The following is a 23,675-nucleotide window of genomic DNA, read 5'->3' on the forward strand; positions in this document are numbered from 1 at the left end:
CCTGCTTTCTGTCCGATGTGTGCGAGACGTTCGTACGATGGGCGCGGGCGCAGCCGATCACGGGGTCATCGGCATCCGAGCGCCGGAATCCGACGGGGGAAGCCATGATGCGGATGGAATCCGACACCTTCGATGCGCTCGATCTGCAACTGCTGTCGGCGCTGGAGATCGACGGCCGGGCCTCCTTCAGCCGGATCGCAGCCGTCCTCGACGTCTCCGACCAGACCGTCGCGCGCCGCTACCGGCGGCTGTGCGCCGAGGGCGGGCTGCGGGTCGTGGCGATCCGCGACGCCCACCGGCTCGGTCACGACCAGTGGATGCTGCGGGTCCGGTGCACGCCCGACAGCGCGGTGGCCATAGGCGACGCGCTCGCCAAGCGCCCCGACACCAACTGGGTCGGGCTCACCTCCGGCGGTACCGAGGTGCTCTGTCTGACCCGGCCGCGCAGCCAGGGCGACCACGACGACCTGCTGCTCGGCAAGCTGCCCCGCACCCCCAGCGTGCTGGAGATCCGCGCCCACCAGGTGCTCCACCGGTTCTACGGCGGCGTCCACGGCTGGGTGCGCAAGTTCGGCGTCCTCACCGCCGACCAGATCGCCGCCCTCCGCCCCCGTACGGCACCCGTTCCGGGACCGGCACGCATCGGCCCGGAGGACGAGCCCCTGCTGGCCGTCCTCGAGCGGGACGGGCGCGCCGGCCACCCGGAACTGCAGCGCGCCACCGGTCGCTCGGAGTCCGCCGTCAAGCGCCGTCTGACGTCCTTGATCGCCTCCGGCGCCGTGTACATAGACGTGGAGTTCGACAACGAGCTCCTGGGGTTTCCCGTCGCCGCGATGCTGTGGATCACGGCCGCCCCCGCCGCCCTGCACTCGGTCGGTGAGGCGCTCGCCGGCCACGACCGGATCGCCCACGCCTCCGCGACGGCGGGCACCTCGAACATCGTGGCGAGCGCCCTGGCGAGGAGCACGGCGGACCTCTATGCGTATCTGAGCGGCCCCCTGGGGCACCTCGACGGTGTCCAGCACGTGGAGGTGACGCCGTTCCTGCGCAGGGTCAAGCAGCTCACGTATCCGCGGCCGGTGCGGTGACTATCGCCGGTGCAGCCGGTCGCCGCCCGCCAGGATCGTCGACGCCAGTGCCTGGGCCGCGCTGTGGGCGGGGCCTTGTCGCTCTCCGTGCACCAGGACGAAGTCGACCTCACCCAGGTCCGGCAGGCCCGCACGTTCGGGGATCCGGACCAGGCCCGGAGGGATGAGGCCCCGGGAGTGGGCCATCACGCCGAGGCCGGCGCGGGCCGCCGCGATCAGGCCGTTGAGGCTGCCGCTGGTGCACGTGATGCGCCAGGGCCGGCCCTGTTTCTCCAGTGCCTGAAGCGCGCGGGCACGGGTGATGCCCGGCGGCGGGTAGACGATCAGCGGAACCGGGCGGTCAGGGTCCAGACGCAGCCGCTCCGCGCCGATCCACACCAGCTTGTCGTGCCGCACCAGTTCGCCGCGCGGGTCCCCCGGGCGCCGCTTGGCCAGCACCAGGTCCAGCCGGCCCGCCGCCAGGCGCTCGTGCAGCGTGCCCGACAGTTCGACCGTCAGCTCCAGATCCACCTCGGGGTGCTCGTACCGGAAGCCCTCCAGGATCTCCGGCAGTCGGGTGAGGACGAAGTCCTCGGAGGCGCCGAACCGCAACCGGCCGCGCGGCCGGGTCCCCGTGAAGAACGCCGTCGCCTGCTCGTGCACCTCCAGGATCCGCCGAGCGAAGCCGAGCATCGCCTCGCCGTCCTCGGTCAGCTCCACGGAGTGCGTGTCCCGCAGGAAGAGCGGCCGCCCGGTCGCGTCCTCCAGCCGCCGCACGTGCTGGCTCACCGTGGACTGGCGCAGCCCCAGCCGCCGGGCGGCCTGCGTGAAGCTCAGCGTCTGGGCCACGGCGAGGAACGTGCGCAGGTGGGACGGGTCGTACATGGCTCCCCCAGCTTATCGTGGAACGCGATGAGAGTCAGTGCAGTATGCGGGATTCCCGATCGCTGGGCGGTGGAGGACCATGGAGAGGGCACGACCGTGCCCCCGCACCGGGCACGATCGTGCCCCTCACCCGGACGTACAGCGAAGTAGTGGAGCACTGTGAAACGCCTGCGATGGCCGCGTCGGATGCCCGTCGACCCGTACATCCTCCTGTTGCTGGGGACCGTGGGGCTCGCCGCCCTCGTCCCGGCGCGGGGCACGGCCGCGAGCGTCACCTCCGGTGCCTCCACGGCCGCGATCGCCTTCCTCTTCTTCCTGTACGGGGCCCGGCTCTCCACCCGTGAGGCGCTGGAGGGGCTCCGGCACTGGCGGCTCCACGTCACCGTGCTCGCCTGCACCTTCGTGATCTTCCCGCTGCTGGGTCTGGCGGCCCGCGGCCTGGTGCCGGTGTTCCTGACGCACAACCTCTACACCGGGCTGCTCTTCCTCACCCTCGTCCCGTCCACCATCCAGTCGTCGATCGCCTTCACCTCGATGGCCCGCGGCAACGTGCCCGCCGCGATCTGCGCGGGCTCCTTCTCCTCCCTCGTCGGCATCGTCATCACCCCGCTGCTCGCGGCGGCCCTGCTGGGCGACAGCGGCGGCGGATTCTCGGCGGACTCGCTCGTCGAGATCGTCTTGCAGCTGCTGGTGCCGTTCCTCGCGGGACAGGTCCTGCGGCGCTGGATCGGGGGGTTCGTCACCCGGCACAAGAAGGTGCTCGGGCTCGTCGACCGCGGCTCGATCCTGCTGGTCGTCTACACCGCGTTCAGCGAGGGCATGGTGCGCGGCATCTGGCACCAGGTGAGCCCGCTCCGGCTCGGCGGCCTGCTCGTCGTCGAGGCCGCGGTGCTCGCCGTGATGCTGGCGCTGACCTGGTACGGCGGCCGTGCCCTCGGCTTCGGCCGGGAGGACCGGATCGCGATCCAGTTCGCCGGGTCGAAGAAGTCCCTCGCCTCCGGGCTGCCCATGGCGAGCGTCCTGTTCGGCGCGCAGGCCTCCCTCGCCGTGCTCCCGCTGATGCTCTTCCATCAGATGCAGCTGATGGTCTGCGCGGTGATCGCCAAGCGCCGGGCCCACGACGCCGACAGCCCGGCGGTCGGCCCGGAGCCGGCCGCGGCGTCACGCACCGCGGTCGGTACGGCGACACGTTCCGGCTGAGGTTCGCCTGCGCCGACCGCGGTGAGGCCTTTGGTGCCCGGGACACGGTGGTCCGTGAGGCCCTCGGTGCCCGAGACGCGGTGGTCCCGGGCGGGCCTGCTCACGTCCGGACCGTCATCGGACGGCCGTCGGCGGCTCAGGGGCGCAACACCACCTTGCCGAGGTTGCCGCGCGACTCGATGACCGCGTGCGCCTTCGCCGCCTCCTCCAGCGGGAACTCGGCGTGCACGACGGGCTTCAGCGCGCCCTCGGCGAACAGCCGCCACAGTTCCTGCCGCCACCGCTCGTACAGCTCGGGCTTCCCGCGGGCGATCCGTGCCATCTGGAAGCCGATCACGGATTTGGCGCCCACCAGCAGGTCGTACGCCTGAACGGTGCCGCCGCCCGAGCTGTACGCGACGAGCCGCCGCCCGGCGCGAGCGCGGCGACGGCCGGGCCGAGCAGGTCGCCGCCCACCACGTCGAGGGCGTAGTCGACGGGATCACCCCACTGGGGGTGTCGTAGGCGACCACCTCGTCGGCGCCGAGCGCGCGCACGAACTCCGCCTTCCCGGCGCCGGACACGGCGCCCACGACACGGGACGCCCCGTGCACCCGGGCCAACTGCACGGCGAGATGGCCGACGCCGCTCGCCGCCGCTGTGACCAGGGCCGACTCGCCCGGCTCGGGGCGTGCCGCCTGAAGTGCGCCGAGCGCGACCAGCCCGCTGCGGACCAGCGCGACGGCGTCGACGGCGCTCGCCGTACCGGGGACCGGAGAGGCCATGGCCTCGTGCAGGACGGCGAAGTCGGCATAACCGTGTCCGAAGCACAGTCCCGTCACCCGGTCGCCGGTCCGGAAGCGGGTGACGCCGGTGCCCACCTCGACCACCTCGCCGGCGATCTCGCCGCCGAGCGCGATCGGCTCGGCGGCCTCGGTGACCTTGCGCACGACGGGCAGCGTGACCCCGACGGCCTCGCAGCGCACGAGGAGTTCGCCGGGGCCCGCCTTCGGGACGGGTGCCTCCTCCAGGAACAGGGGGCCGCCGGTGGACTCGTACCGGACGCGACGCATCGCACCTCCAGCTATCGTTGGGAGTCCCAACGGTATCGCAAACTCGTGGGGGTTCCCAACGGTTTTTTCGCTAAGCTTCGGCCATGGCCGAAGCTCCCCTCCCTGCGATCCGCTCCCTGCCGAGCTGGCTCCTCGGCCGCGCCGCCGCCCGCGGTCGCGCCCTGGTGGCCGACGCCCTCGCCGCCGAGGGCATGAAGATGTGGCACCACGTGGTGCTCTCCGCCGTCCGCGACCTCGCCCCGGTCGCCCAGGCCGACCTCGGCCGCGGCATCGCGCTCGACCCGAAGGACCTGGTCGGCATCCTCAACGACCTGCAGGCGGCGGGTCTGGTCCTCCGCGAGCCCGACCCCAGGGACCGCCGCAAGAACGCGGTGTCGCTCACCGAGGAGGGCGCCCGACTGCTGAAGCGCTGCGAGAAGGCGGCCCGCGAGGCGAACGACACGCTGCTCGCGCCGCTCTCCCCGGCCGAACGCGACCGGTTCATGGATTTGTTGATCCGTATTTCCGGTACGGACGGCTGACGGCGGCTAACGTTCCGTCATGACCGCAGCTGACGCACTTGATCCGGCGCGCACGGCCCTCGTGCTCGTCGACCTGATGGACCGCATCGTCGCCCTGCCTCTGGAGCCACGCAAGGGCACGGACGTCCTCGCCACGGCCGAGGGGCTGGCGGACGCCTTCCGCTCGGCCGGCGCTCCCGTCGTCCTCATCCGCGTCGAGCGCCCCGGCGTCGCCGAACAGCCGCCCGGCAGCGGCCTGGTGGCCGGCCTGCTCCGGGACGGGGACCTCGAGGTGGTGAAGCGGACGATGGGCGGCTTCCAGGGCACGGGCCTGGACGAGCGCCTGCGCGAACGGGGCGTCACCACTGTGGTGTTCGGCGGCATCGCCACCAACCTCGGCGTGGAGTCCACCGCCCGTGCCGCCGCCGACCTCGGTTACGACCTCGTCTTCGTCGAGGACGCCATGGCCGCCTTCACCGCCGCCGAGCACCAGGCGTCGGTCGGGCTGGACTTCCCGCGCCTCGGATCGGTCGTGGCCGCCTCGCAGGTGCGGCTCACGACCGGCTGACACGTCGGAGCCGGTGCCCCACGCTCTCAGACCAGCAGCCCGCCGCCGTCCACGACCACCACCGAGCCCGTGCTGTAGCTGCCGCGCATCAGATACAGGTACGCCTCCGCGACGTCCTCCGGCATGCCCACCCGGCCGACGGGCAGCGCGGCCGCGCTCGACTCGAACAGGCCGCGCCGGTCCTCCTCGGTCATGTCCCGCCACAGCTCGGTGTGGACCACGCCGGGGGAGACCACGTTGACCCGGATCGGGGCGAGCTCCAGGGCCAGTGCCCGGGTGAGCGACTCCATCGCCCCGCACAGGCTCGCCGCGACGGTCGTGCCCGGCAACGGGCGCTGCCCCGCGATCCCGGTGGTCAGCACCACGGAGCCGCCCTTGCGGATCGAGGGCGCGCCGTGCTTGACGGCCGTGTACGCGCCCCACAGCCGGGTGTCCAGGAACCGCCTGGCCCGCGGAAGGTCGGACCCCAGGAAGCTCTCCATCAGCAGCGACTCACCGGCCGTGTAGACCAGGTGGTCGAAGCCGCCGATCCGCTCGAAGAAGGCGCGCACAGCGGCCTCGTCCGTCGCGTCGAGCGTGCGCCCCTCGGCGCCCGGCGGCAGCCGCTCCAGCGCCGCGTCGACGCTCTCCTGCCGACGGGAGGCGACCACCACCTCCGCACCCTCACGGGCGGCCCCCTCCGCGACCGCCAGACCGATGCCCGACGTACCGCCGACGACCACGATCCGCTGTCCTCGCAGGCCCATGTCCGATGCCCCTTTCCTCTGTGTCCGACGGGGGTTTCAGCCTGCGTCCGGCGGCACCTCGCCGTCCAAGACCTCTTCCGTACGCGGCGAAACCCGCAGGGCATCGCCACCGGAACGGCGGAAAGGGCGACCCGAGATCCCGCCCTGCGAAAGGTTCGCTGCTTCGGGCGCGAAGGCACAGCGGGCCCCGGCGGCGCAGGGGGCGCTCCCCGCCGGCCGGGGTCCCCGCCGCCGTGTCGCGGGGAGGCGGTCAGCCCTGGGCGGCCGTGGCCCGCAGGGCGATGCGGTCCTCGCCCGCGTACACGTTCATGGAGCTGCCCCGCAGGAAGCCCACCAGGGTCAGCCCGGCCTCCGCGGCCAGGTCCACGGCCAGCGAGGAGGGCGCCGACACGGCGGCGAGGACGGGGATGCCCGCCATCACGGCCTTCTGCGCCAGCTCGAAGGAGGCCCGGCCCGACACCAGCAGGATCGCGCGGGACAGCGGAAGGTCCCCGTTCTGCAGCGCGCGGCCGACCAGTTTGTCCACCGCGTTGTGCCGACCCACGTCCTCCCGTACGTCGAGCAGCTCGCCGTCCTCGGCGAACAGGGCCGCCGCGTGCAGGCCCCCGGTCCGGTCGAAGACCCGCTGGGCCGCGCGCAGCCGGTCCGGGAGGCCCGCCAGCAGTTCCGGCTCCACCCGCACCCGGGGCGTGTCCGCGATCGGCCAGCGCGCCGTCGTACGGACCGCGTCCAGGCTGGCCTTGCCGCACAGGCCGCAGGAGGAGGTCGTGTAGACGTTGCGCTCCAGCGTGATGTCCGGGATCGCGACACCGGGCGCCGTCTTCACGTCCACCACGTTGTACGTGTTGGAGCCTCCCCCACTCTCGACTCCGCTCGAGCGGGAGGTACCCCCACCCGTGGCGCCCGCGCAGTAGACGATGTTCTGCAGGTCACGGTGGTCGCCCAGCACGCCCTCGCTGACCAGGAACCCGGCGGCGAGGGCGAAGTCGTCGCCGGGTGTGCGCATGGTGATCGCCAGCGGCTTGCCGTTGAGCCGGATCTCCAGCGGCTCCTCGGCGACCAGCGTGTCCGGCCGGGTGGAGACCGCCCCGTCCCGGATGCGGATCACCTTGCGTCGTTCCGTGACTCGTCCCATGTCCTGATCAGCCCCGGTTCTGTACGTGCTGGTAGCCGAAACGGCCCTTGATGCAGAGATTGCCATGGGTCACCGGGTTGTCGTGCGGGGAGGTGACCTTCACGATCTCATTGTCCTGCACGTGCAGCGTGAGGTTGCAGCCCACACCGCAGTAGGCGCAGACCGTGGTGGTCCGGGTCTGCTCCGACTCGTCCCAGGTACCCGCCGCGCGCATGTCGAACTCCGACCGGAACGACAGCGCGCCCGTCGGGCACACCTCGATGCAGTTGCCGCAGTACACACACGCCGAGTCGGTCAGCGGCGCGTCGTGTTCCACGGCGATCCGGGCGTCGAAGCCGCGCCCGGCGACGGAGATGGCGAAGGTGTTCTGCCACTGCTCGCCGCACGCGTCCACGCACTTGTAACAGAGGATGCACTTGCCGTAGTCGCGCACGTACAGGTCGTTGTCGATCCTCGGCTGCTCGTCCACGCGGGCCGCGTCCGGGCCGAAGCGGTCCGGCTTCGCCTCGTACTCCTTGATCCACTCGGCGGCCCCGGGCGTGGTGGACAGGTCCACCGAGGACGCGAGCAGTTCGAGCACGACCTTCCGGCTGTGCCGGGTGCGCTCGGTGCCGGTCCGCACCTCCATGCCCGGCTCGGCCTTCCGCGAGCAGGCCGGGACGAGGGTCCTCGACCCCTCCACCTCGACCACGCAGACGCGGCAGGCGTTCTTCGGGGTGAGCGTGTCGCCCTGGCAGAGGGTCGGCACGTCCTTCCCGGCGGCACGGCACGCGTCCAGGATCGTCGAGCCCTCGGGCACCCTGACCTCCTGCCCGTCGAGGGTGAACTCGACGAGCCTGCGGGGCACCCCCAGCGGTATCGCGGTCATGCGTACGCCCCCAGACGGTCGATGGCGGATTCCACGGCGTTCCACGCGGTCTGCCCGAGACCGCAGATCGAGGCGTCCCGCATCGCGCGGCCGACCTCCCGGAGCAGGGCGACGTCGTCGGCGGCGTCGGCGCCCGTACGCTCCACGATCCGCTGGAGCGCCTCCTGCTGGCGCACGGTCCCCACCCGGCACGGCACGCACTGCCCGCACGACTCGTCGCGGAAGAACTGCGCGATGCGCAGCAGCAGCCGAGGAAGGGGAACCGTGTCGTCGAAGGCCATGACGACGCCCGAGCCGAGCGTCGTGCCCGCCTCTCGCGTGCCTTCGAAGGTGAGCGGGATGTCCAGCTCGTCGGGGCGTACGAAACCGCCGGCCGCACCGCCCAGCAGCACCGCGCGCAGCCGCTCCCGCGCACCCGCGAGCGTCAGCAGTTCGCCGAGCGTGGCGCCGAACGGAAGCTCGTAGACGCCCGGCCGCTCCACACTGCCCGACACGCAGAACAGCTTCGGCCCTGTGGACGTCTCCGTGCCGATCGCCGCGTACGCGGACGCGCCCATCGTGAGGATCGGCAGCACATTGACCAGGGTCTCGACGTTGTTCTCCACCGTCGGCTTGCCGAACAGGCCCTTCTCCACGGGGAACGGCGGCTTGGAGCGCGGCTCGCCCCGGTACCCCTCGATGGAGTTGAACAGGGCCGTCTCCTCCCCGCAGATGTAGGCGCCCGCCCCGCGCCTGATCTCGATGTCGAAGGCGTATCCCTGGCCGAGGACGTCGTCACCGAGCAGGCCCCGCGCGCGTGCCTGCGCCAGGGCGTGCTCCAGGCGCAGCAGCGCCCGCGGGTACTCGCCGCGCAGATACAGGTAGCCCCGGTGCGCTCCGACCGCGTACCCCGCGACCGTCATCGCCTCGACGAGCGCGTACGGGTCGCCCTCCATCAGCACGCGGTCCTTGAAGGTGCCCGGCTCCGACTCGTCGGCGTTGCACACGAGATAGTGCGGGTGGTCGGGCTGGGACGCGGTGGCCTGCCACTTGCGGCCGGTGGGGAAGGCCGCGCCGCCACGCCCGAGCAGACCGGAGTCGGTGACCTCTCGGATCACCCCGGCCGGGCCGAGTGCGAAGGCCCGGCGCAGGGCGGTGTAGCCGCCGCGGGCGCGGTAGTCGTCCAGGGAGGACGGATCGACGACGCCGACGCGGTGCAGCAGCCTCAACGACGGGTCTCCGGCCTGGGGCACCGCCATCGCCGCCTCCGGCTCCTCCGGCGCCGAGTCGGGCGCGGTGGCGGCGAGGACGGCCCCTCCACCGTCCCCGGCGCCGACACCGCCGTACGCACCGGGTCACCCGCCCTGATCGCGAGTGCCGCCGGGGCGCGTTCGCACAGACCCAGGCACGGGCTGCGCTCGACGCTCACTCCGCTGCCCGGGCCGAGCCGCGCCTCGACACCGGCGCACAACTCGCCCGCCCCGGCGGCCGTGCAGGCCAGGTCCGTGCAGACGTGCAGCACGGTCGCCGGGCGGGGCCCGACCGAGAACATCGCGTAGAACGTCGCCACGCCGTACGCCTCGGCCGGCGGCACGGTCAGCCGCCGGCACAGGTAGTCGAGGCCGCCCTCGCTGATCCAGCCGACCCGGTCGTTGAGCGCGTGCAGCCCCGGCAACAGCAGGTCGCGGCGGTCCCGGGCCGCGCGCCCGCCGCGGGCCCACCTCAGGTCGGCGTCCGTACGGTCGGCGCCCTCCCACGAGGACTCCGGCGGGCCCAACAGGGCGTCGACGGCCGCCCGTTCCTCGTCCGTCGGCTTGCTGTCACCGAAGTGCAGGTCCACTTGCGTCACCTCACGATGGTTGCGACGGGCAGCTTCTCGATCCGGATCGCCGACGCCTTGAACTCCGCCGTGCCCGCGATCGGGCAGTTCGCCTCGATCGTCAGCTGGTTGGTGTCCACCTCGTCGGGGAAGTGCATCGTCATGAAGGCGAGTCCGGGCCTGAGGCCGGTGTCGACCCACACCGGGGCGACCACGGACCCGCGCCGCGAGGCCACCCGCACCTCCTCGCCGACGACGACCCCGTAGCGCTCGGCGTCCTCCGGGCAGAGCTCCACGTACTCGCCGCGCCGGAGCGGGGAGGCGTAACCGCCGCTCTGCACCCCGGTGTTGTACGAGTCGAGCCGCCGCCCGGTGGTCAACCGGATCGGGTACTGCTCGTCGGTGAGGTCGACGGGCGGGTCGTGCCGGACGATCCCGAACGGCGCGGGCGCGCCACGCCTTTCCGGATCCGTGTCCCACAACCGACCGTGCAGGTAGGTGGGTTCGAGCCGGTCCGTGCTCGGACACGGCCACTGGATGCCCTGGTGCTCCTCCAGGCGCGCGTACGTCATCCCGTAGTGGTCCGGCGACACCGACCGCAGCTCGTTCCACACGGCCTGCGCGTCGGCGTACTTCCACTCGTGGCCGAGGCGTGCCGCCAGGTCGCAGAGGATGTCGATGTCCTCACGCGCCTCACCGGGCGGCGTGACCGCACGCCGCACCCGCTGCACCCGGCGCTCGCTGTTCGTCGTCGTGCCCTCGGTCTCCGCCCAGCCCGCCGTCGCCGGCAGCACCACGTCCGCCAGCTCGGCGGTCTTCGTCAGGAAGATGTCCTGCACGACGAGGAAGTCGAGCTGCCGCAGCCGCCGCACGGCCTGCTCGCTGTCCGCCTCCGACTGCGCCGGGTTCTCCCCGATGCAGTAGACCGCCCGGAGCGAGCCCTCCTCCATCGCCTCGAACATCTCCGTCAGGTTCAGACCGTAGTGCGGCTGGATGACGGTGTCCCAGGCGGACTCGAACCGGTGGCGCGCCTCGGGGTCGAGGATGTCCTGGAAGCCGGGCAGACGGTTCGGGATCGCCCCCATGTCGCCGCCGCCCTGCACGTTGTTCTGGCCGCGCAGAGGCTGCAGCCCGGAGCCGTAGCGGCCCACGTGACCGGTGAGCAGCGACAGGTTGATCAGGGCGCGGACGTTGTCGGTGCCGTTGTGGTGTTCGGTGATGCCGAGGGTCCAGCACAGCTGGGCGCGCTCGGCGCGGGCGTAGGCGTGGGCCAGCTCGCGGATGGCGCGGGCCGGTACGCCCGTCACCTTCTCGGCGAGCGACAGCGTCCACGGCTCGACCAGCGCCTCGTACTCCTCGAAGCCGGTGGTGGCCCGCGCCACGAACGCCTCGTTGACCAGGCCCGCGTGGATGATCTCGCGGCCGATCGCGTGCGCCATCGGGATGTCCGTGCCGACGTTGAGACCGAGCCAGCTCTCCGCCCACTCGGCGGTGGACGTGCGACGCGGGTCGACGGCGTACATCCGCGCGCCGTTCCTGATGCCCTTCAGCACGTGCTGGAAGAAGATCGGGTGCGCGAAGCGGGCGTTGGAGCCCCACATCACGATGACGTCGGTGTGCTCGACCTCCTCGTACGACGACGTCCCGCCGCCCGAGCCGAACGCCGCCGACAGGCCCGCGACGCTCGGGGCGTGACAGGTGCGGTTGCAGGAGTCGACGTTGTTGGTGCCCATCACCACCCGCGCGAACTTCTGCGCCACGTAGTTCATCTCGTTGGTCGCGCGGGCGCAGGAGAACATGCCGAACGCGCCGCGGTTGCGGGTGAGGCCCCGGGCGGTGCGGTCCAGCGCCTCCTGCCACGTCGCCGGGCGGAAGGGCTCGTCCCGGGAGTCCCGGACGAGCGGGTGGGTGAGCCGGGTGTAGGTCTTCGGTTCGCGTTTCCTCATGCGGCGCTCCTCAGCGCGAGCAGGTCCGAGATGGCGTGCACGGTCCGCAGGGTGGGCACCTCGACGCCGGTGATCTCCGCCAGCTCGACGACGGCCGCGAGGAGTACGTCGAGTTCGAGCGGTTTGCCGCGCTCCAGGTCCTGGAGCGTGGAGGTGCGGTGGTCGCCGACCCGCTCGGCGCCCGCGAGGCGCCGTTCGATGGAGACGCCGACCGTGCAGCCGAGGGCCTCGGCGACCGTGAGCGTCTCGCGCATCATGATCTCGATGACCCTGCGGGTGCCGCCGTGCAGGCACATCTGCCGCATGGTGGCGCGGGCCAGCGCGCTGATCGGGTTGAAGGAGATGTTGCCGAGCAGCTTGACCCAGATGTCGCTGCGCAGGTCAGGCTCGACCGGGCACTTCAGGCCGCCCGCCCGCATCGCCTCACCGAAGGCCAGACAGCGCTCGGAGATGCTGCGGTCCGGCTCGCCGACGGAGAACCGGGTGCCTTCCAAGTGCCGTACGACACCGGGGCCTTCGAGTTCTGTCGCCGCGTACACCACGCAGCCGATGGCCCGTTCCGGCGCGAGCACCGCACTGACCGCGCCGTCGGGGTCCACGCTGTCCAGGCGACGGCCGTCGTAGGGGCCGCCGTGGCGGTGGAAGTACCACCAGGGGATGCCGTTCTGGGCGGCCACGACCGCCGTCGTGCTGTGCAGGAGAGGCTCGATCAGCGGCCCGCACGCCGCGTACGAGTTGGCCTTCAGTCCCAGGAACACATAGTCGACCGGGCCGATCTCGGCAGGGTCGTCGGTGGCGTGGGCGTGCGCGGTGAAGTCGCCGCGCGGGCTGCGCACCCGCACTCCGTGCCGCCTCATGGCCGCCAGATGCGGTCCACGGGCGATGAGGTGCACATCGGCGCCCGCACGGTGCAGCGCGGCGCCGACGTAGGCGCCGATCGCACCGGCGCCGAGAACTGCGACTTTCACAGGAACACTCCGTTCGGTCGAGGGAGTACCGCGGAGGTGGCAAGAACTGCCGGAGAGGGGTCGATACGGGATGTCGACGAAATATTGTCTACAGTATGGAAGTTGGCTCGGCAAGGGTCCGTGCAGCACCGGAAACCGGGCGGCACGACCGTTCGGCGCATCCTGGATACCGCTCACCGCATACGGTCGACCCGCAGGGTTCTCAACTCCCGTCCGCCTTCCTACTGTTCGGGATCATGAGCCCTCCTGTCGCACCCCCGGGATGGAGCCGCTGGCTGGTGCCGCCCGCCGCCCTCTCCGTCCACCTGTCCATCGGCCAGGCCTACGCCTGGAGCGTGTTCAAGCCGCCGCTCGAATCCGCCCTGCACCTCAGCGGCACCCAGAGCGCGCTGCCCTTCCAGCTCGCCATCGTGATGCTCGGGCTGTCGGCCGCGTTCGGCGGCACGCTCGTCGAACGCAACGGCCCGCGCTGGGCCATGACCGTCGCCCTGGTCTGCTTCTCCACCGGCTTCCTGATCTCCGCGCTGGGCGCGCAGACACAGCAGTACTGGCTGATCGTCCTCGGCTACGGGTTCGTCGGCGGCATCGGCCTCGGCATCGGCTACATCTCGCCCGTCTCCACCCTGATCAAGTGGTTCCCGGACCGGCCCGGCATGGCCACCGGCATCGCCATCATGGGCTTCGGCGGCGGCGCGCTCATCGCCTCACCGTGGTCGGCGCAGATGCTCCAGTCCTTCGGCTCCGACCACTCCGGGATCGCGCTCGCCTTCCTGGTGCACGGCCTGTCGTACGCCGTCTTCATGTCGCTCGGCGTCCTGCTGGTACGGGTGCCGCGCAGCGAGGACCGTGAAGGCGCGGCCGCCGGGCCGAGCGCCTTCGAAGGGGTGCAGGTCTCCGCCCGGAGCGCCGTGCGCACCCCGCAGTTCTGGTGCCTGTGGATCGTGCTCTGCATGAACGTGACCGCCGGCATCGGCATCCTCGAGAAGGCCGCCCCCATGATCACGGACTTCTTCGCGGACACCTCCACCCCGGTCTCGGCCTCCGCGGCGGCCGGCTTCGTCGCCCTGCTGTCGGCGGCCAACATGGCGGGCCGGATCGGCTGGTCGTCGGCCTCCGACCTGATCGGCCGCAAGAACGTCTACCGCGTCTATCTGGGCGCCGGCGCGATCATGTACCTGCTCATCGCGTCGTTCGGCGACTCGTCCAAGCCGCTGTTCATCCTCTGTGCGCTGGTGATCCTCTCCTTCTACGGCGGCGGCTTCGCGACCATCCCCGCCTATCTGAAAGACCTGTTCGGCGCGTACCAGGTCGGCGCGATCCACGGCCGGCTGCTCACCGCCTGGTCGACCGCCGGGGTCCTCGGGCCGCTGATCGTCAACTGGATCGCAGACCACCAGAAGGAAGCCGGAAAGCACGGGTCGTCCCTCTACGGACTGTCCTTCATGATCATGATCGGGCTGCTCGTCGTCGGCTTCGCCGCCAACGAGCTGGTCCGGCCCGTCCACCCCCGCCACCACGTCCCCGCACCGAAGGAGGCCGCCGATGGCCGCCGAGAGCAGCCCGCCTGACCGGCGTCCCCTGATCGCCCTCGCCTGGGTGTGGGTCGGGGCGCCGCTGGGCTACGGCCTGTACGAGCTCGTCCTGAAGGCCAAGCAGCTCTTCACCGGCTGACACTGCGAGGCACATCCTCGGGCGTCCGAAGAACTGCGGGAAGCCGACAAGCCGGGCGCCCCATTCCTGTCGTTTCACCTGCCGCCCTACCCGTGAGTCACTGATCAGACTGGTGGATCCCGACACCCACGGCAACGAGGGGGAACCACCCATGAACGGCTCACGCATAACCGCCGTCGGCCACTACCAGCCCGCCAAGGTGCTCACCAACGAGGACCTGGCGGGCATGGTCGACACCAGCGACGAGTGGATCAGGACCCGGGTGGGCATCCACACGCGCCACATCGCCGGAGCCGACGAGCCCGTCGACGAGCTCGCCGCGCACGCCGCCGCCAAGGCGCTGGCGGCGGCCGGCCTGGCGCCCGGCGACATCGACCTCGTCCTGGTCGCCACCTCCACCGCCGTCGACCGCTCCCCGAACACGGCGGCCCGCGTCGCGGCCCGGCTCGGCATGCCGCAGCCCGCCGCGATGGACGTCAACGTCGTCTGCGCCGGTTTCACCCACGCGCTCGCCACCGCCGACCACGCCGTGCGCGCGGGCGCGGCGGGCAGGGCACTCGTCATCGGCGCCGACAAGATGTCGGATGTCACGGACTGGACGGACCGTACGACATGCGTGCTGGTCGGGGACGGTGCCGGAGCCGCCGTGGTCGAGGCGTGCCCCGCCGGTGAGGAGCCCGGGATCGGGCCCGTGCTGTGGGGCTCGGTGCCCGAGATGGGGCACGCGGTGCGGATCGAGGGCACGCCCGCGCGGTTCGCGCAGGAAGGGCAGAGCGTGTACCGGTGGGCGACGACCCAGCTGCCGCCCGTCGCGCGCCGGGTGTGCGAACGGGCCGGGATCGCGCCCGAGGAGCTCGCCGCGGTCGTGCTGCACCAGGCCAACCTGCGCATCATCGAACCGCTCGCGGAGAAGCTCGGCGCCGTGAACGCTGTCGTCGCGCGTGACGTCACCGAGTCGGGGAACACCTCGGCGGCGAGTATCCCGCTCGCCCTCTCGAAGCTCGTGGAGCGCGGGGAGATCTCGAGCGGTGAACCCGTGCTGCTGTTCGGGTTCGGCGGGAACCTCTCGTACGCGGGACAGGTGATTCGCTGCCCGTGAGCGGCCGTTCGTGGGTCGTCGTCCGCCAGTCGGACGGCCGTGTGACATGGCCAACTCCCCGCAGGGCCCGCCCTTGTGCGCCGTAGACTGTAGACGAAAGACAATTCATACTGGCTTTCCGGGTACCGCGCCGCCGTTGCACTGGAGGGGGACCGCGATGTTGTCGACAGGACTGCCGCAGGGAGCGGTGCCCAGGCTGGAGCGGCCGGGCCCGTTGCGCGACCGTGTCTACGAGGCGTTGCTCGAACTCATCACCACGCGTGCCCTCCAGCCGGGCCAGCACCTCGTCGAGAGCGAGCTCGCGGGGCACCTCGGGGTCTCCCGGCAGCCGGTGCGCGAGGCGCTGCAGCGGCTGAACACCGAGGGGTGGGTCGATCTGCGGCCCGCCCAGGGGGCGTTCGTGCACGAGCCCACGGAGGAGGAGGCCGACCAGCTCCTCACCGTCCGTACGCTGCTGGAGGCGGAGGCCGCCCGGCTCGCCGCGGCCAACGCGAACGCCGCGAGCATCAAGGCCCTCGAGGCGCTGTGCGAGGAGGGCGAGAAGGCCGTCGCCGCCGACGACGTGGACGGGGCCGTCGCGATGAACGCCCGCTTCCACGCCAAGATCATGGAACTGGCCGGCAACGCCGTCCTGGCCGAACTGGCCGCCCAGGTCGACCGCCGCGTGCGCTGGTACTACACCCCGGTCGCCCGGCAGCGCGGGCAGCAGTCCTGGATCGAACACCGCGACCTGATCGCCGCGGTCGCCGCCCGCGACGAACAGCGCGCGACCCAGCTCATGCGCGAACACACCGAGCACACCCGACGCTCGTACCACGAACGACCGAGGCCGTAGTCCGGCGCTGCCGGTCTCTGCGTCGTCCGCCCCACCGAGTAACGCCGTCAGAACGCGTCCGCGTGCGCCCGAGCCCACTCCCGGAACGTGCGCGGCTCCCGGCCCGTCACCTCCCGCACCGTCGGCAGCACCTGTGACTCGTCCAGGGTGCCGTCCACGAAGAAGCTGAAGAAGGCGTCGACGTACGGCTTGGGCATGCGGGACTCCAGCTCGGTGCGCGCCTCCTCGTTCGTGAGGCCGACGGCCCGCAGGTCCCGGCCGAGCACCTCGCCCAGGATGCGCACACGATCGGCGGGCAACAGCGCTTCGGGGCCCGTCACTTCGAGAGCTCGGCCCGCCCACTCGTCCGACAGCAGGGCGCGCGCGGCGACCCGCGAGATGTCGTACGGATCGACGTCGGTCGTGTACGCGTCCGGGAACGGCACCCGCACGGTGTCGCCCTTGCGGATCTGGTCCGCCAGCTGCAACGCGTTGGACATGAAGCTCGTGCACCGCAGTGACGTCCACGCCAGCCCGGACTTCCGCACCGCAGTCTCGGCCTCGATCAGGTAGCCGGCGACCGCGTTGCCCGTGTCGCCCGTGCCCGCCGACCTCCCGGACAGCAGGGCGACCCGCTCCACCCCTGCCGCCCGCGCATCCGCAAGGATCTGCCGCTGACCCCCGTAGCCCGGCATCAGGAACATCGCCCGTACACCGTCGAGCGTTTCCCGCACCGTCTCCGGCCGGTTCAGGTCGCCTGCCACGGCCGTCACCCCCGGCGGCAGGCCCTCCGACCGGCCGGCGCGGCTCAGTGCCCGCACCGACTGCCCCGACTCCGCCAGAACGCGGACGAGTTCGGCACCCACGTTCCCCGTGGCACCCGTCACCAGAATCACACGGTCCCCCTCTCCCCTTGCCGGGCCACGGACGGCCCGACCCCGATGTGGTGCGTGCTCATCCTGCGGGCCGGTGCGCGACGGCACCAGTGCGCCGTCTACGCATCCCCGTTCTTTGTCCTGTGAGTGGAGAAAGTTGGCGGTAATCTCTGTGCAACTTCTTCCCAGTCCCGGCAGCCGCTGCTACGTTCCCTCCGAAAGCAAGCCACAGAAGTGGCCGGAAACCGGCGCGCACAGGCCGATTGAGGCGGGGAGGGGCTCGTGAGACGGATGACGGCTCGACCCGCCAACGCCCATCAGGCCCGGCTGCTGAAGCTGCTGCGCGACGGCGGCCCCAACTCCCGCGCCCAGCTCGGCGACCAGGTGGACCTCTCGCGGTCCAAGCTGGCCGTGGAGGTGGACCGGCTGTTGGAGACGGGACTGGTCGTGGCCGACGGACTCGCCGCCTCGCGCGGCGGCCGCCGTTCCCACAACATCCGGCTCAACCCGCACCTGCGCTTCCTCGGCGTCGACATCGGCGCGACCTCGGTCGACGTCGCGGTCACCAACGCCGAACTGGAAGTGCTCGGCCACCTCAACCAGCCCATGGACGTGCGCGAGGGCCCCGTCGCGGTCTTCGAGCAAGTCCTCGCCATGGCGGCCAAGCTGAAGACATCCGGCCTGGCCGAGGGCTTCGACGGCGCCGGCATCGGCGTCCCAGGACCGGTCCGCTTCCCCGAGGGCGTCCCCGTGGCACCCCCGATCATGCCCGGCTGGGACGGCTTCCCGGTGCGGGAGGCCCTCAGCCAGGAACTCGGCTGCCCGGTCATGGTCGACAACGACGTGAACCTGATGGCGATGGGGGAGCAGCACGCGGGCGTCGCCCGCACCGTGGGCGACTTCCTCTGCGTCAAGATCGGCACCGGCATCGGCTGCGGCATCGTCGTCGGCGGTGAGGTCTACCGCGGCACGACGGGCAGCGCGGGCGACATCGGGCACATCCAGGCCGTGCCCGAGGGACGCCCGTGCGCCTGTGGCAACCGGGGCTGCCTGGAGGCCCACTTCAGCGGCGCGGCACTCGCCCGTGACGCGCTGGAGGCCGCCCGCCAGGGACTCTCGGCCGAACTCGCCTCCCGCCTGGAGACGAACGGCACCCTCACCGCCGTCGACGTCGCCGCCGCGGCCGCCGCGGGCGACGCCACCTCCCTCGACCTCATCCGGGAGGGCGGCACCCGCACCGGCCAGGTCATCGCCGGCCTGGTCAGCTTCTTCAACCCCGGCCTCGTGGTGATCGGCGGCGGGGTGACCGGCCTCGGCCACACCCTGCTCGCCGCGATCCGCACCCAGGTCTACCGCCAGTCGCTGCCGCTCGCGACCGGCAATCTCCCCATCGTCCTCGGCGAGTTGGGCCAGAACGCCGGCGTCATCGGCGCGGCCCGGCTCATCAGCGACCACCTGTTCTCACCCGCGTAAGCAACCGCCGCATATACGGAACTCCAGCACAGCGCCCTGCTCTGCCCTGCCCTGAAACCGCCTGCCCAGCGCCGGCGGCACGCCCTGACACCGGCCCGCACGTCCGCCGAGGGGAACCCACATGGCACCAGAACCACCGCTGCTCAGCATGTCCGGCATCACCAAGTCGTTCCCCGGGGTCCGGGCCCTCGACGGCGTCGACCTCGACGTCCACGCCGGTGAAGTGCACTGTCTGCTCGGCCAGAACGGGGCCGGCAAGTCCACCCTCATCAAGGTCCTCGCCGGCGCCCACCAGCCCGACACCGGCACCATCCACTGGCGCGGGGAACCCGTCACGCTGCGCTCGCCGATCGCGGCCATGCGCCTGGGCATCGCCACCATCTACCAGGAACTCGACCTGGTGGAGCACCTGTCGGTGGCCGAGAACGTCCACCTGGGCCACGAACCCACGGCCGCCGGCTTCGTCGTACGGCGAAAGACGGCGCTGACGTCAACGGCCGGGCTCCTCCGCCGACTCGGGCATCCGGAGATCGACCCGTCCCGTCTCGTGGGCGAGCTGTCGGCGGCCCAGCAGCAGATCGTGTCCATGGCGCGGGCGCTCTCCCACGACGTGCGGCTCATCGTGATGGACGAGCCGTCCGCCGCGCTCGACCCGGACGAGGTCGACAACCTGTTCCGAATCGTCGGCGATCTCACCGCCGACGGAGTCGCCGTCGTCTACATCTCACACCGCCTGGAGGAGATCCGCCGCATCGGCGACCGGGTGACCGTCCTCAAGGACGGGCGGGCCGTCGCGGGCGGACTGCCGGCGAAGACCACACCGACCCACGACGTCGTCGCCCTGATGACGGGACGCAACGTCGAGTACGTCTTCCCCGAGCGGTCCGCGTCCCCGCCGCACGGCACGCCCGTACTGGAAGTCCGGGGTCTGGCCCGGCAGGGCGAGTTCGAGCCGCTCGACCTCGAGGTGCGCGCCGGGGAGATCGTCGGCCTGGCCGGGCTCGTCGGTTCCGGGCGCTCCGAGATCCTGGAGACCCTGTACGGAGCCCGCAGGCCCACCGCGGGACAGGTCCTCGTCGACGGGCGCCCGTTGCGTCCGGGCAGCGTGCGCGCCGCGGTGCGCGCCGGGCTGGGCCTCGCACCCGAGGAGCGCAAGGCGCAGGCCCTGCTGATGCTGGAGTCCGTCACCCGCAACGTCTCGATCTCCTCCCTGTCCCGCTTCTCGCGCGGCGGCTGGATCGACCGGGGCGCGGAACGGGGCGCGGCGCGCGCGACTACCCGCGAGCTGTCCCTGCGGCCCGACAACCCGGCCGTGCCGATCCGCACCCTCTCCGGCGGCAACCAGCAGAAAGCCGTCCTCGCCCGCTGGCTGCTGCGCGGCTGCCGTGTGCTGCTGCTCGACGAACCGACCCGAGGCGTCGACGTCGGCGCCCGCGCCGAGCTGTACGCGGTCGTCCGGCGCCTGGCCGACGAGGGCCTCGCGGTGCTGCTGGTCTCCAGCGAGGTGCCCGAGGTGCTGGGTCTCGCCGACCGCGTCCTGGTCCTGCGCGAGGGCCGCGTCGTCCATACCGCGCCGGCCCGTGAGCTGGACGAACACCGTGTACTCGACCTCGTCATGGAAGGAAGCCCGGTGTCATGACGCAGCCCGTCTCCCCGCCTCGGGACACCGCCGACAAGGTGCCCGCGGCCGAACTCCCCGCCTGGCGCTCCCTCGTGGGCCGCGTCGACGTCCGCACCCTGTCCCTCCTCGGTGTGCTCGCCGCGCTCGTCCTCATCGGTGGGATCACCAAACCGGACGAGTTCCTCGACACCCGCAACCTCCAGCTCGTCCTCACCCAGGCCTCCGTGATCGGCGTCGTCACCGTCGGCATGACCTTCGTCATCACCTCGGGCGGCATCGACCTGTCCGTCGGCGCGATCGTCGCGCTGGCCTCGGTGTGGGCGACCACGGTCGCCACCCAGGAGTACGGCTTTGCGGGCATCCTCTTCACCGCGGTCGTCGTCGGCGTGGGCTGCGGACTCGTCAACGGCCTGCTCATCGCCTACGGCGGGATGGTCCCGTTCATCGCGACGCTCGCCATGCTGGCCTCCGCGCGCGGCCTCGCCCTTCAGATCACCGACGGCAGGACGCAGATCGTCACCGTCGACGGCATCCTCAAGCTCGGCGAACGCGACTCCTACGTGCTCGGCATCCCCCCGCTCGTCCTGGTCTTCGCCGTCGTCACCGTCATCGGCTGGCTGCTGCTCAACCGCACCACCTTCGGCCGCCGCACCGTCGCCGTCGGCGGCAACGCGGAGGCGGCCCGCCTCGCCGGCATCGACGTACGCCGCCAGCGGCTGTACCTCTACCTGCTGTCGGGGCTGTGCTGCGGCATCGCCGCGTTCCTGCTGATCATCCTGTCCGGCTCGGGCCAGAACACCAACGGCAACCTGTACGAACTCGACGCCATCGCCGCCGCGATCATCGGCGGCACCCTGCTCACCGGCGGCCGCGGCACCATCACCGGCTCCGTGCTCGGCGTCCTGGTCTTCACCACGATCACCGACATCTTCGCCCTGAACAACCTGCAGAGCGACGTCCAGCAGATCGCCAAGGGCGCGATCATCGTCGCCGCCGTGCTGGTCCAGCGCCGTACCGCGAGCACGACCTGAGGAAAGGGTTCACCGCCATGTCGCCACACACCAGTCGCAGAGGACTGCTCTTCGGGACCGCCGCCGTCTCCGCCGGTGCCTTCCTCGCGGGTTGCACGAGTAACGAGGTCAAGGACGACAAGCCCGCCGCGAACGACCAACCGGCCGCCGGCGACAAGCCCGGCAAGCACGTCACCATCGGCTTCGCCGGCCCGCAGGCCGACCACGGCTGGCTCAACGCCATCAACGACAACGCCGAGAGCCGCGCCAAGAAGTACTCCGATGTGACGCTGGAGATCACCGAGGGCTCCAACGACACGGCCGCGCAGATCGGCCAGATCGAGACGCTGATCAACAAGAAGGTCGACGTGCTGGTGGTGCTGCCCGCCGACGGCAAGGCACTCACCCAGGTCGGGCTGAAGGCGATGCGCGCGGGCATCCCCGTCGTCAACCTCGACCGCGTCTTCAACACCCCGCAGGCCTACCGCTGCTGGATCGGCGGTGACAACTACGGCATGGGCCTCAACGCCGGCCACTACATCGGCGAGAAGCTCAAGGGCAAGGCGAACGCCCGCGTCATCGAACTCGCCGGACTCGACAACCTGGAACTGACCAAGCAGCGCACCCAGGGCTTCGACGACGCCCTGAAGAACTATCCGAACATCAAGAAGGTCGCCCGCCAGGCCGCCGACTTCACGGTCGAGTCGGGGCAGGCCAAGATGGCCCAACTGCTCCAGGCGCAGCCCGAGTTCGACGCCCTCTGGAACCACGACGACGACCAGGGCGTGGGCGCCCTGCGCGCCATCCAGCAGGCCGGGCGCGACGACTTCCTGATGGTCGGCGGGGCCGGGGCGCTGTCCGCGTTCCAGGCCATCAAGCAGGACAACAGCGTGCTGAAGGCGACCGTCCTGTACCCGCCGACCATGGCCGCATCCGCGATCGACCTCGCCCGCGCCCTCGGCCAGGGCAAGGGCGTCGGCGGCCTCGCCGAGTACGAGATCCCGGCCTCCATCACCCTCTACTCGGCCGTCGTCGACAAGGACAACGTCGACCGCTACATGCCCACCGGCTTCAGGTGACGCTCCACCCGCACCCCCCACGGCGCACCACCACCAGGACGAGGAGGACCTTCCGTATGGGACAGCCGCAGCAGTCAGAAGGCGCGGAGAGCGAGACACCGGCACCTGCCGGGACCGGCGCCGGGAAGCCGCCCCTGCGCGTCGGCATGGTCGGCTACGCCTTCATGGGCGCCGCCCACTCCCAGGGCTGGCGCACCGTGGGCCGTGTCTTCGACCTGCCCCTGCGCCCGGTGATGGCCGCGGTCTGCGGCCGCGATGCGGCCGCCGTGCGCGCGGCGGCCGACCGGCACGGCTGGGCGGCGGCCGAGACCGACTGGCGGGCGCTGATCACCCGGGACGACATCGACCTCGTCGACATCTGCACCCCGGGGGACAGCCACGCCGAGATCGCGCTGGCCGCGCTCGCGGCGGGCAAGCACGTGCTGTGCGAGAAGCCGCTGGCGAACAGCGTGGAGGAGGCCGAGGCGATGGCCGCGGCGGCCGAAGCGGCCCACGCACGCGGTCAGCGCGCGATGGTCGGCTTCAACTACCGCCGCGTCCCCGCCACCGCGCTCGCCCGCCGCATGGTCGCCGAGGGCCGGATCGGCACCCTGCGGCACCTGCGGGTGTCGTACCTCCAGGACTGGCTGGTCGACCCTTCCTTCCCGCTGACCTGGCGGCTGCGCAAGGAGCTGGCCGGCTCCGGCTCGCTCGGCGACCTCGGCGCGCACATCGTCGACCTCGCCCAGTACCTCGCGGGGGAGCGCCTGGCCGGCGTGTCGGCGCTCACCGAGACCTTCGTCCGGCAACGGCCCCTGCCCCACGGTCCGACCAGCGGGCTCAGCGCCGCATCGGCCGACGGCACCGGCGAGGTGACCGTGGACGACGCCGCCCTGTTCACCGGCCGCTTCGCCTCCGGCGCCCTCGCCTCCTTCGAGGCCACCCGGTACGCCACCGGCCGCAAGAACGCCCTGCGCATCGAACTCAACGGCGAACGCGGCTCCCTCGCCTTCGACCTGGAGCGGCTCAACGAACTGTCGTACCACGACGCCACCGAGCCCGATGCGCACGCCGGCTTCCGCCGCATCCTGGTCACCGAACCCGACCATCCCTACCTGGACGCCTGGTGGCCGCCGGGCCACGGCCTCGGCTACGAGCACACCTTCGTCCACCAGGCCCGCGACCTCGTCCACGCGATCGCCGAGGGCACCACGCCCGACCCCTCCTTCACCGACGGGCTGCAGGTCCAGCGGGTCCTCGCCGCGGTGGAGGAGAGCGCCGAGAAGAACTCCGTCTACACGCCCATAGCGGTCTGAGGGGG

General features: G+C 71.7%; 20 protein-coding genes and 2 pseudogenes. 13 read left to right on the forward strand and 9 right to left on the reverse strand.

The genetic code is table 11. The features are described 5' to 3' along the window. Positions 1-107: 107 nt before the first annotated feature. Positions 108-1,088, forward strand: a complete 981-nt coding sequence (locus tag N8I84_RS32645) for an Lrp/AsnC family transcriptional regulator (RefSeq protein WP_263234955.1) — start codon at positions 108-110, stop codon at positions 1,086-1,088. On the opposite strand, the gene N8I84_RS32650 is transcribed toward N8I84_RS32645, so the two are convergent. Continuing rightward, the gene (locus N8I84_RS32650; protein WP_263233005.1) at positions 1,089-1,952 is read right to left on the reverse strand and encodes a LysR substrate-binding domain-containing protein; all 864 of its coding nucleotides are present in this window, start codon (positions 1,950-1,952) and stop codon (positions 1,089-1,091) included. It abuts the gene before it with no gap. Positions 1,953-2,138: 186 nt separating this feature from the next. On the opposite strand from N8I84_RS32650, the gene N8I84_RS32655 reads away from it, so the two are divergent. After that, the gene (locus N8I84_RS32655) at positions 2,139-3,152 is read left to right on the forward strand and encodes a bile acid:sodium symporter family protein (protein ID WP_263233007.1); all 1,014 of its coding nucleotides are present in this window, start codon (positions 2,139-2,141) and stop codon (positions 3,150-3,152) included. A gap of 136 nt (positions 3,153-3,288) precedes the next feature. Here N8I84_RS32655 and N8I84_RS32660 read toward each other — a convergent pair. Then, a pseudogene (locus N8I84_RS32660) lies at positions 3,289-4,204 on the reverse strand (quinone oxidoreductase family protein). An 83-nt stretch (positions 4,205-4,287) separates the two neighbouring features. Here N8I84_RS32660 and N8I84_RS32665 point away from each other — a divergent pair. Next, positions 4,288-4,725 (forward strand): MarR family winged helix-turn-helix transcriptional regulator, encoded by a 438-nt coding sequence (locus tag N8I84_RS32665; RefSeq protein ID WP_263233009.1) that lies wholly within the window; start codon positions 4,288-4,290, stop codon positions 4,723-4,725. A gap of 19 nt (positions 4,726-4,744) precedes the next feature. Then, the gene (locus tag N8I84_RS32670) at positions 4,745-5,272 is read left to right on the forward strand and encodes an isochorismatase family protein (RefSeq protein WP_263233011.1); all 528 of its coding nucleotides are present in this window, start codon (positions 4,745-4,747) and stop codon (positions 5,270-5,272) included. Between the two features lie 26 nt (positions 5,273-5,298). Here N8I84_RS32670 and N8I84_RS32675 read toward each other — a convergent pair whose 3' ends face one another. The 6 genes and pseudogenes from N8I84_RS32675 to N8I84_RS32700 all read right to left on the reverse strand — a co-directional run bounded on the left by N8I84_RS32675 (position 5,299) and on the right by N8I84_RS32700 (position 12,733). Then, a complete protein-coding gene (locus tag N8I84_RS32675; protein ID WP_263233013.1) occupies positions 5,299-6,018 on the reverse strand; it encodes an SDR family oxidoreductase in 720 nt (239 codons plus the stop codon). Positions 6,019-6,268: 250 nt separating this feature from the next. Then, positions 6,269-7,153 carry a formate dehydrogenase accessory sulfurtransferase FdhD gene (gene fdhD / locus N8I84_RS32680; RefSeq protein ID WP_263233015.1) on the reverse strand — a complete coding sequence of 295 codons (885 nt, stop codon included), beginning with the start codon at positions 7,151-7,153 and terminating at the stop codon, positions 6,269-6,271. Between the two features lie 7 nt (positions 7,154-7,160). Beyond that, a complete protein-coding gene (locus tag N8I84_RS32685) occupies positions 7,161-8,021 on the reverse strand; it encodes a 2Fe-2S iron-sulfur cluster-binding protein (protein ID WP_263233017.1) in 861 nt (286 codons plus the stop codon). Beyond that, positions 8,018-9,840: pseudogene (locus tag N8I84_RS32690) on the reverse strand (NADH-ubiquinone oxidoreductase-F iron-sulfur binding region domain-containing protein). Before N8I84_RS32690 ends, N8I84_RS32685 begins: the two are co-directional and overlap by 4 nt. Before the next feature lie 5 nt (positions 9,841-9,845). Further along, positions 9,846-11,765 carry a molybdopterin oxidoreductase family protein gene (locus N8I84_RS32695; protein WP_263233018.1) on the reverse strand — a complete coding sequence of 640 codons (1,920 nt, stop codon included), beginning with the start codon at positions 11,763-11,765 and terminating at the stop codon, positions 9,846-9,848. Then, positions 11,762-12,733, reverse strand: a complete 972-nt coding sequence (locus tag N8I84_RS32700; RefSeq protein ID WP_263233020.1) for a 2-dehydropantoate 2-reductase — start codon at positions 12,731-12,733, stop codon at positions 11,762-11,764. The genes N8I84_RS32695 and N8I84_RS32700 overlap by 4 nt, the downstream gene beginning before the upstream one ends. A 236-nt stretch (positions 12,734-12,969) precedes the next feature. Here N8I84_RS32700 and N8I84_RS32705 point away from each other — a divergent pair, with 236 nt between their 5' ends. The 4 genes from N8I84_RS32705 (at position 12,970) to N8I84_RS32720 (ending at position 16,338) form a co-directional block, all read left to right on the forward strand. Beyond that, positions 12,970-14,301 (forward strand): OFA family MFS transporter, encoded by a 1,332-nt coding sequence (locus N8I84_RS32705; protein ID WP_263233021.1) that lies wholly within the window; start codon positions 12,970-12,972, stop codon positions 14,299-14,301. Beyond that, on the forward strand, positions 14,276-14,404 hold the full coding sequence (locus N8I84_RS32710; protein ID WP_263233022.1) for an MFS transporter small subunit: 129 nt from the start codon (positions 14,276-14,278) through the stop codon (positions 14,402-14,404). The genes N8I84_RS32705 and N8I84_RS32710 overlap by 26 nt, the downstream gene beginning before the upstream one ends. Positions 14,405-14,555: 151 nt before the next feature. Then, positions 14,556-15,503 (forward strand): beta-ketoacyl-ACP synthase III, encoded by a 948-nt coding sequence (locus N8I84_RS32715; protein WP_263233024.1) that lies wholly within the window; start codon positions 14,556-14,558, stop codon positions 15,501-15,503. A 157-nt stretch (positions 15,504-15,660) separates the two neighbouring features. After that, on the forward strand, positions 15,661-16,338 hold the full coding sequence (locus tag N8I84_RS32720; RefSeq protein WP_263233026.1) for a GntR family transcriptional regulator: 678 nt from the start codon (positions 15,661-15,663) through the stop codon (positions 16,336-16,338). 47 nt (positions 16,339-16,385) lie between these two features. On the opposite strand, the gene N8I84_RS32725 is transcribed toward N8I84_RS32720, so the two are convergent. Beyond that, the gene (locus tag N8I84_RS32725; RefSeq protein WP_263233027.1) at positions 16,386-17,213 is read right to left on the reverse strand and encodes an NAD(P)H-binding protein; all 828 of its coding nucleotides are present in this window, start codon (positions 17,211-17,213) and stop codon (positions 16,386-16,388) included. Between the two features lie 270 nt (positions 17,214-17,483). Here N8I84_RS32725 and N8I84_RS32730 point away from each other — a divergent pair, with 270 nt between their 5' ends. The 5 genes from N8I84_RS32730 (at position 17,484) to N8I84_RS32750 (ending at position 23,670) form a co-directional block, all read left to right on the forward strand. After that, entirely contained in the window at positions 17,484-18,665 is a 1,182-nt protein-coding gene (locus N8I84_RS32730; protein WP_263234956.1) for an ROK family transcriptional regulator, read from the forward strand. 121 nt (positions 18,666-18,786) lie between these two features. Continuing rightward, positions 18,787-20,304 (forward strand): sugar ABC transporter ATP-binding protein, encoded by a 1,518-nt coding sequence (locus N8I84_RS32735; RefSeq protein ID WP_263233028.1) that lies wholly within the window; start codon positions 18,787-18,789, stop codon positions 20,302-20,304. Further along, complete coding sequence (locus N8I84_RS32740; RefSeq protein WP_263233029.1) at positions 20,301-21,317, forward strand: ABC transporter permease; 1,017 nt, start codon at positions 20,301-20,303, stop codon at positions 21,315-21,317. The genes N8I84_RS32735 and N8I84_RS32740 overlap by 4 nt, the downstream gene beginning before the upstream one ends. Before the next feature lie 17 nt (positions 21,318-21,334). Continuing rightward, positions 21,335-22,375, forward strand: a complete 1,041-nt coding sequence (locus N8I84_RS32745; protein ID WP_263233030.1) for a substrate-binding domain-containing protein — start codon at positions 21,335-21,337, stop codon at positions 22,373-22,375. Positions 22,376-22,431: 56 nt separating this feature from the next. Continuing rightward, a complete protein-coding gene (locus N8I84_RS32750) occupies positions 22,432-23,670 on the forward strand; it encodes a Gfo/Idh/MocA family protein (protein WP_263233031.1) in 1,239 nt (412 codons plus the stop codon). Positions 23,671-23,675: the final 5 nt, after the last annotated feature.

Source organism: Streptomyces cynarae, from assembly GCF_025642135.1.
GTDB classification, from domain to species: Bacteria; Actinomycetota; Actinomycetes; order Streptomycetales; family Streptomycetaceae; genus Streptomyces; species Streptomyces cynarae.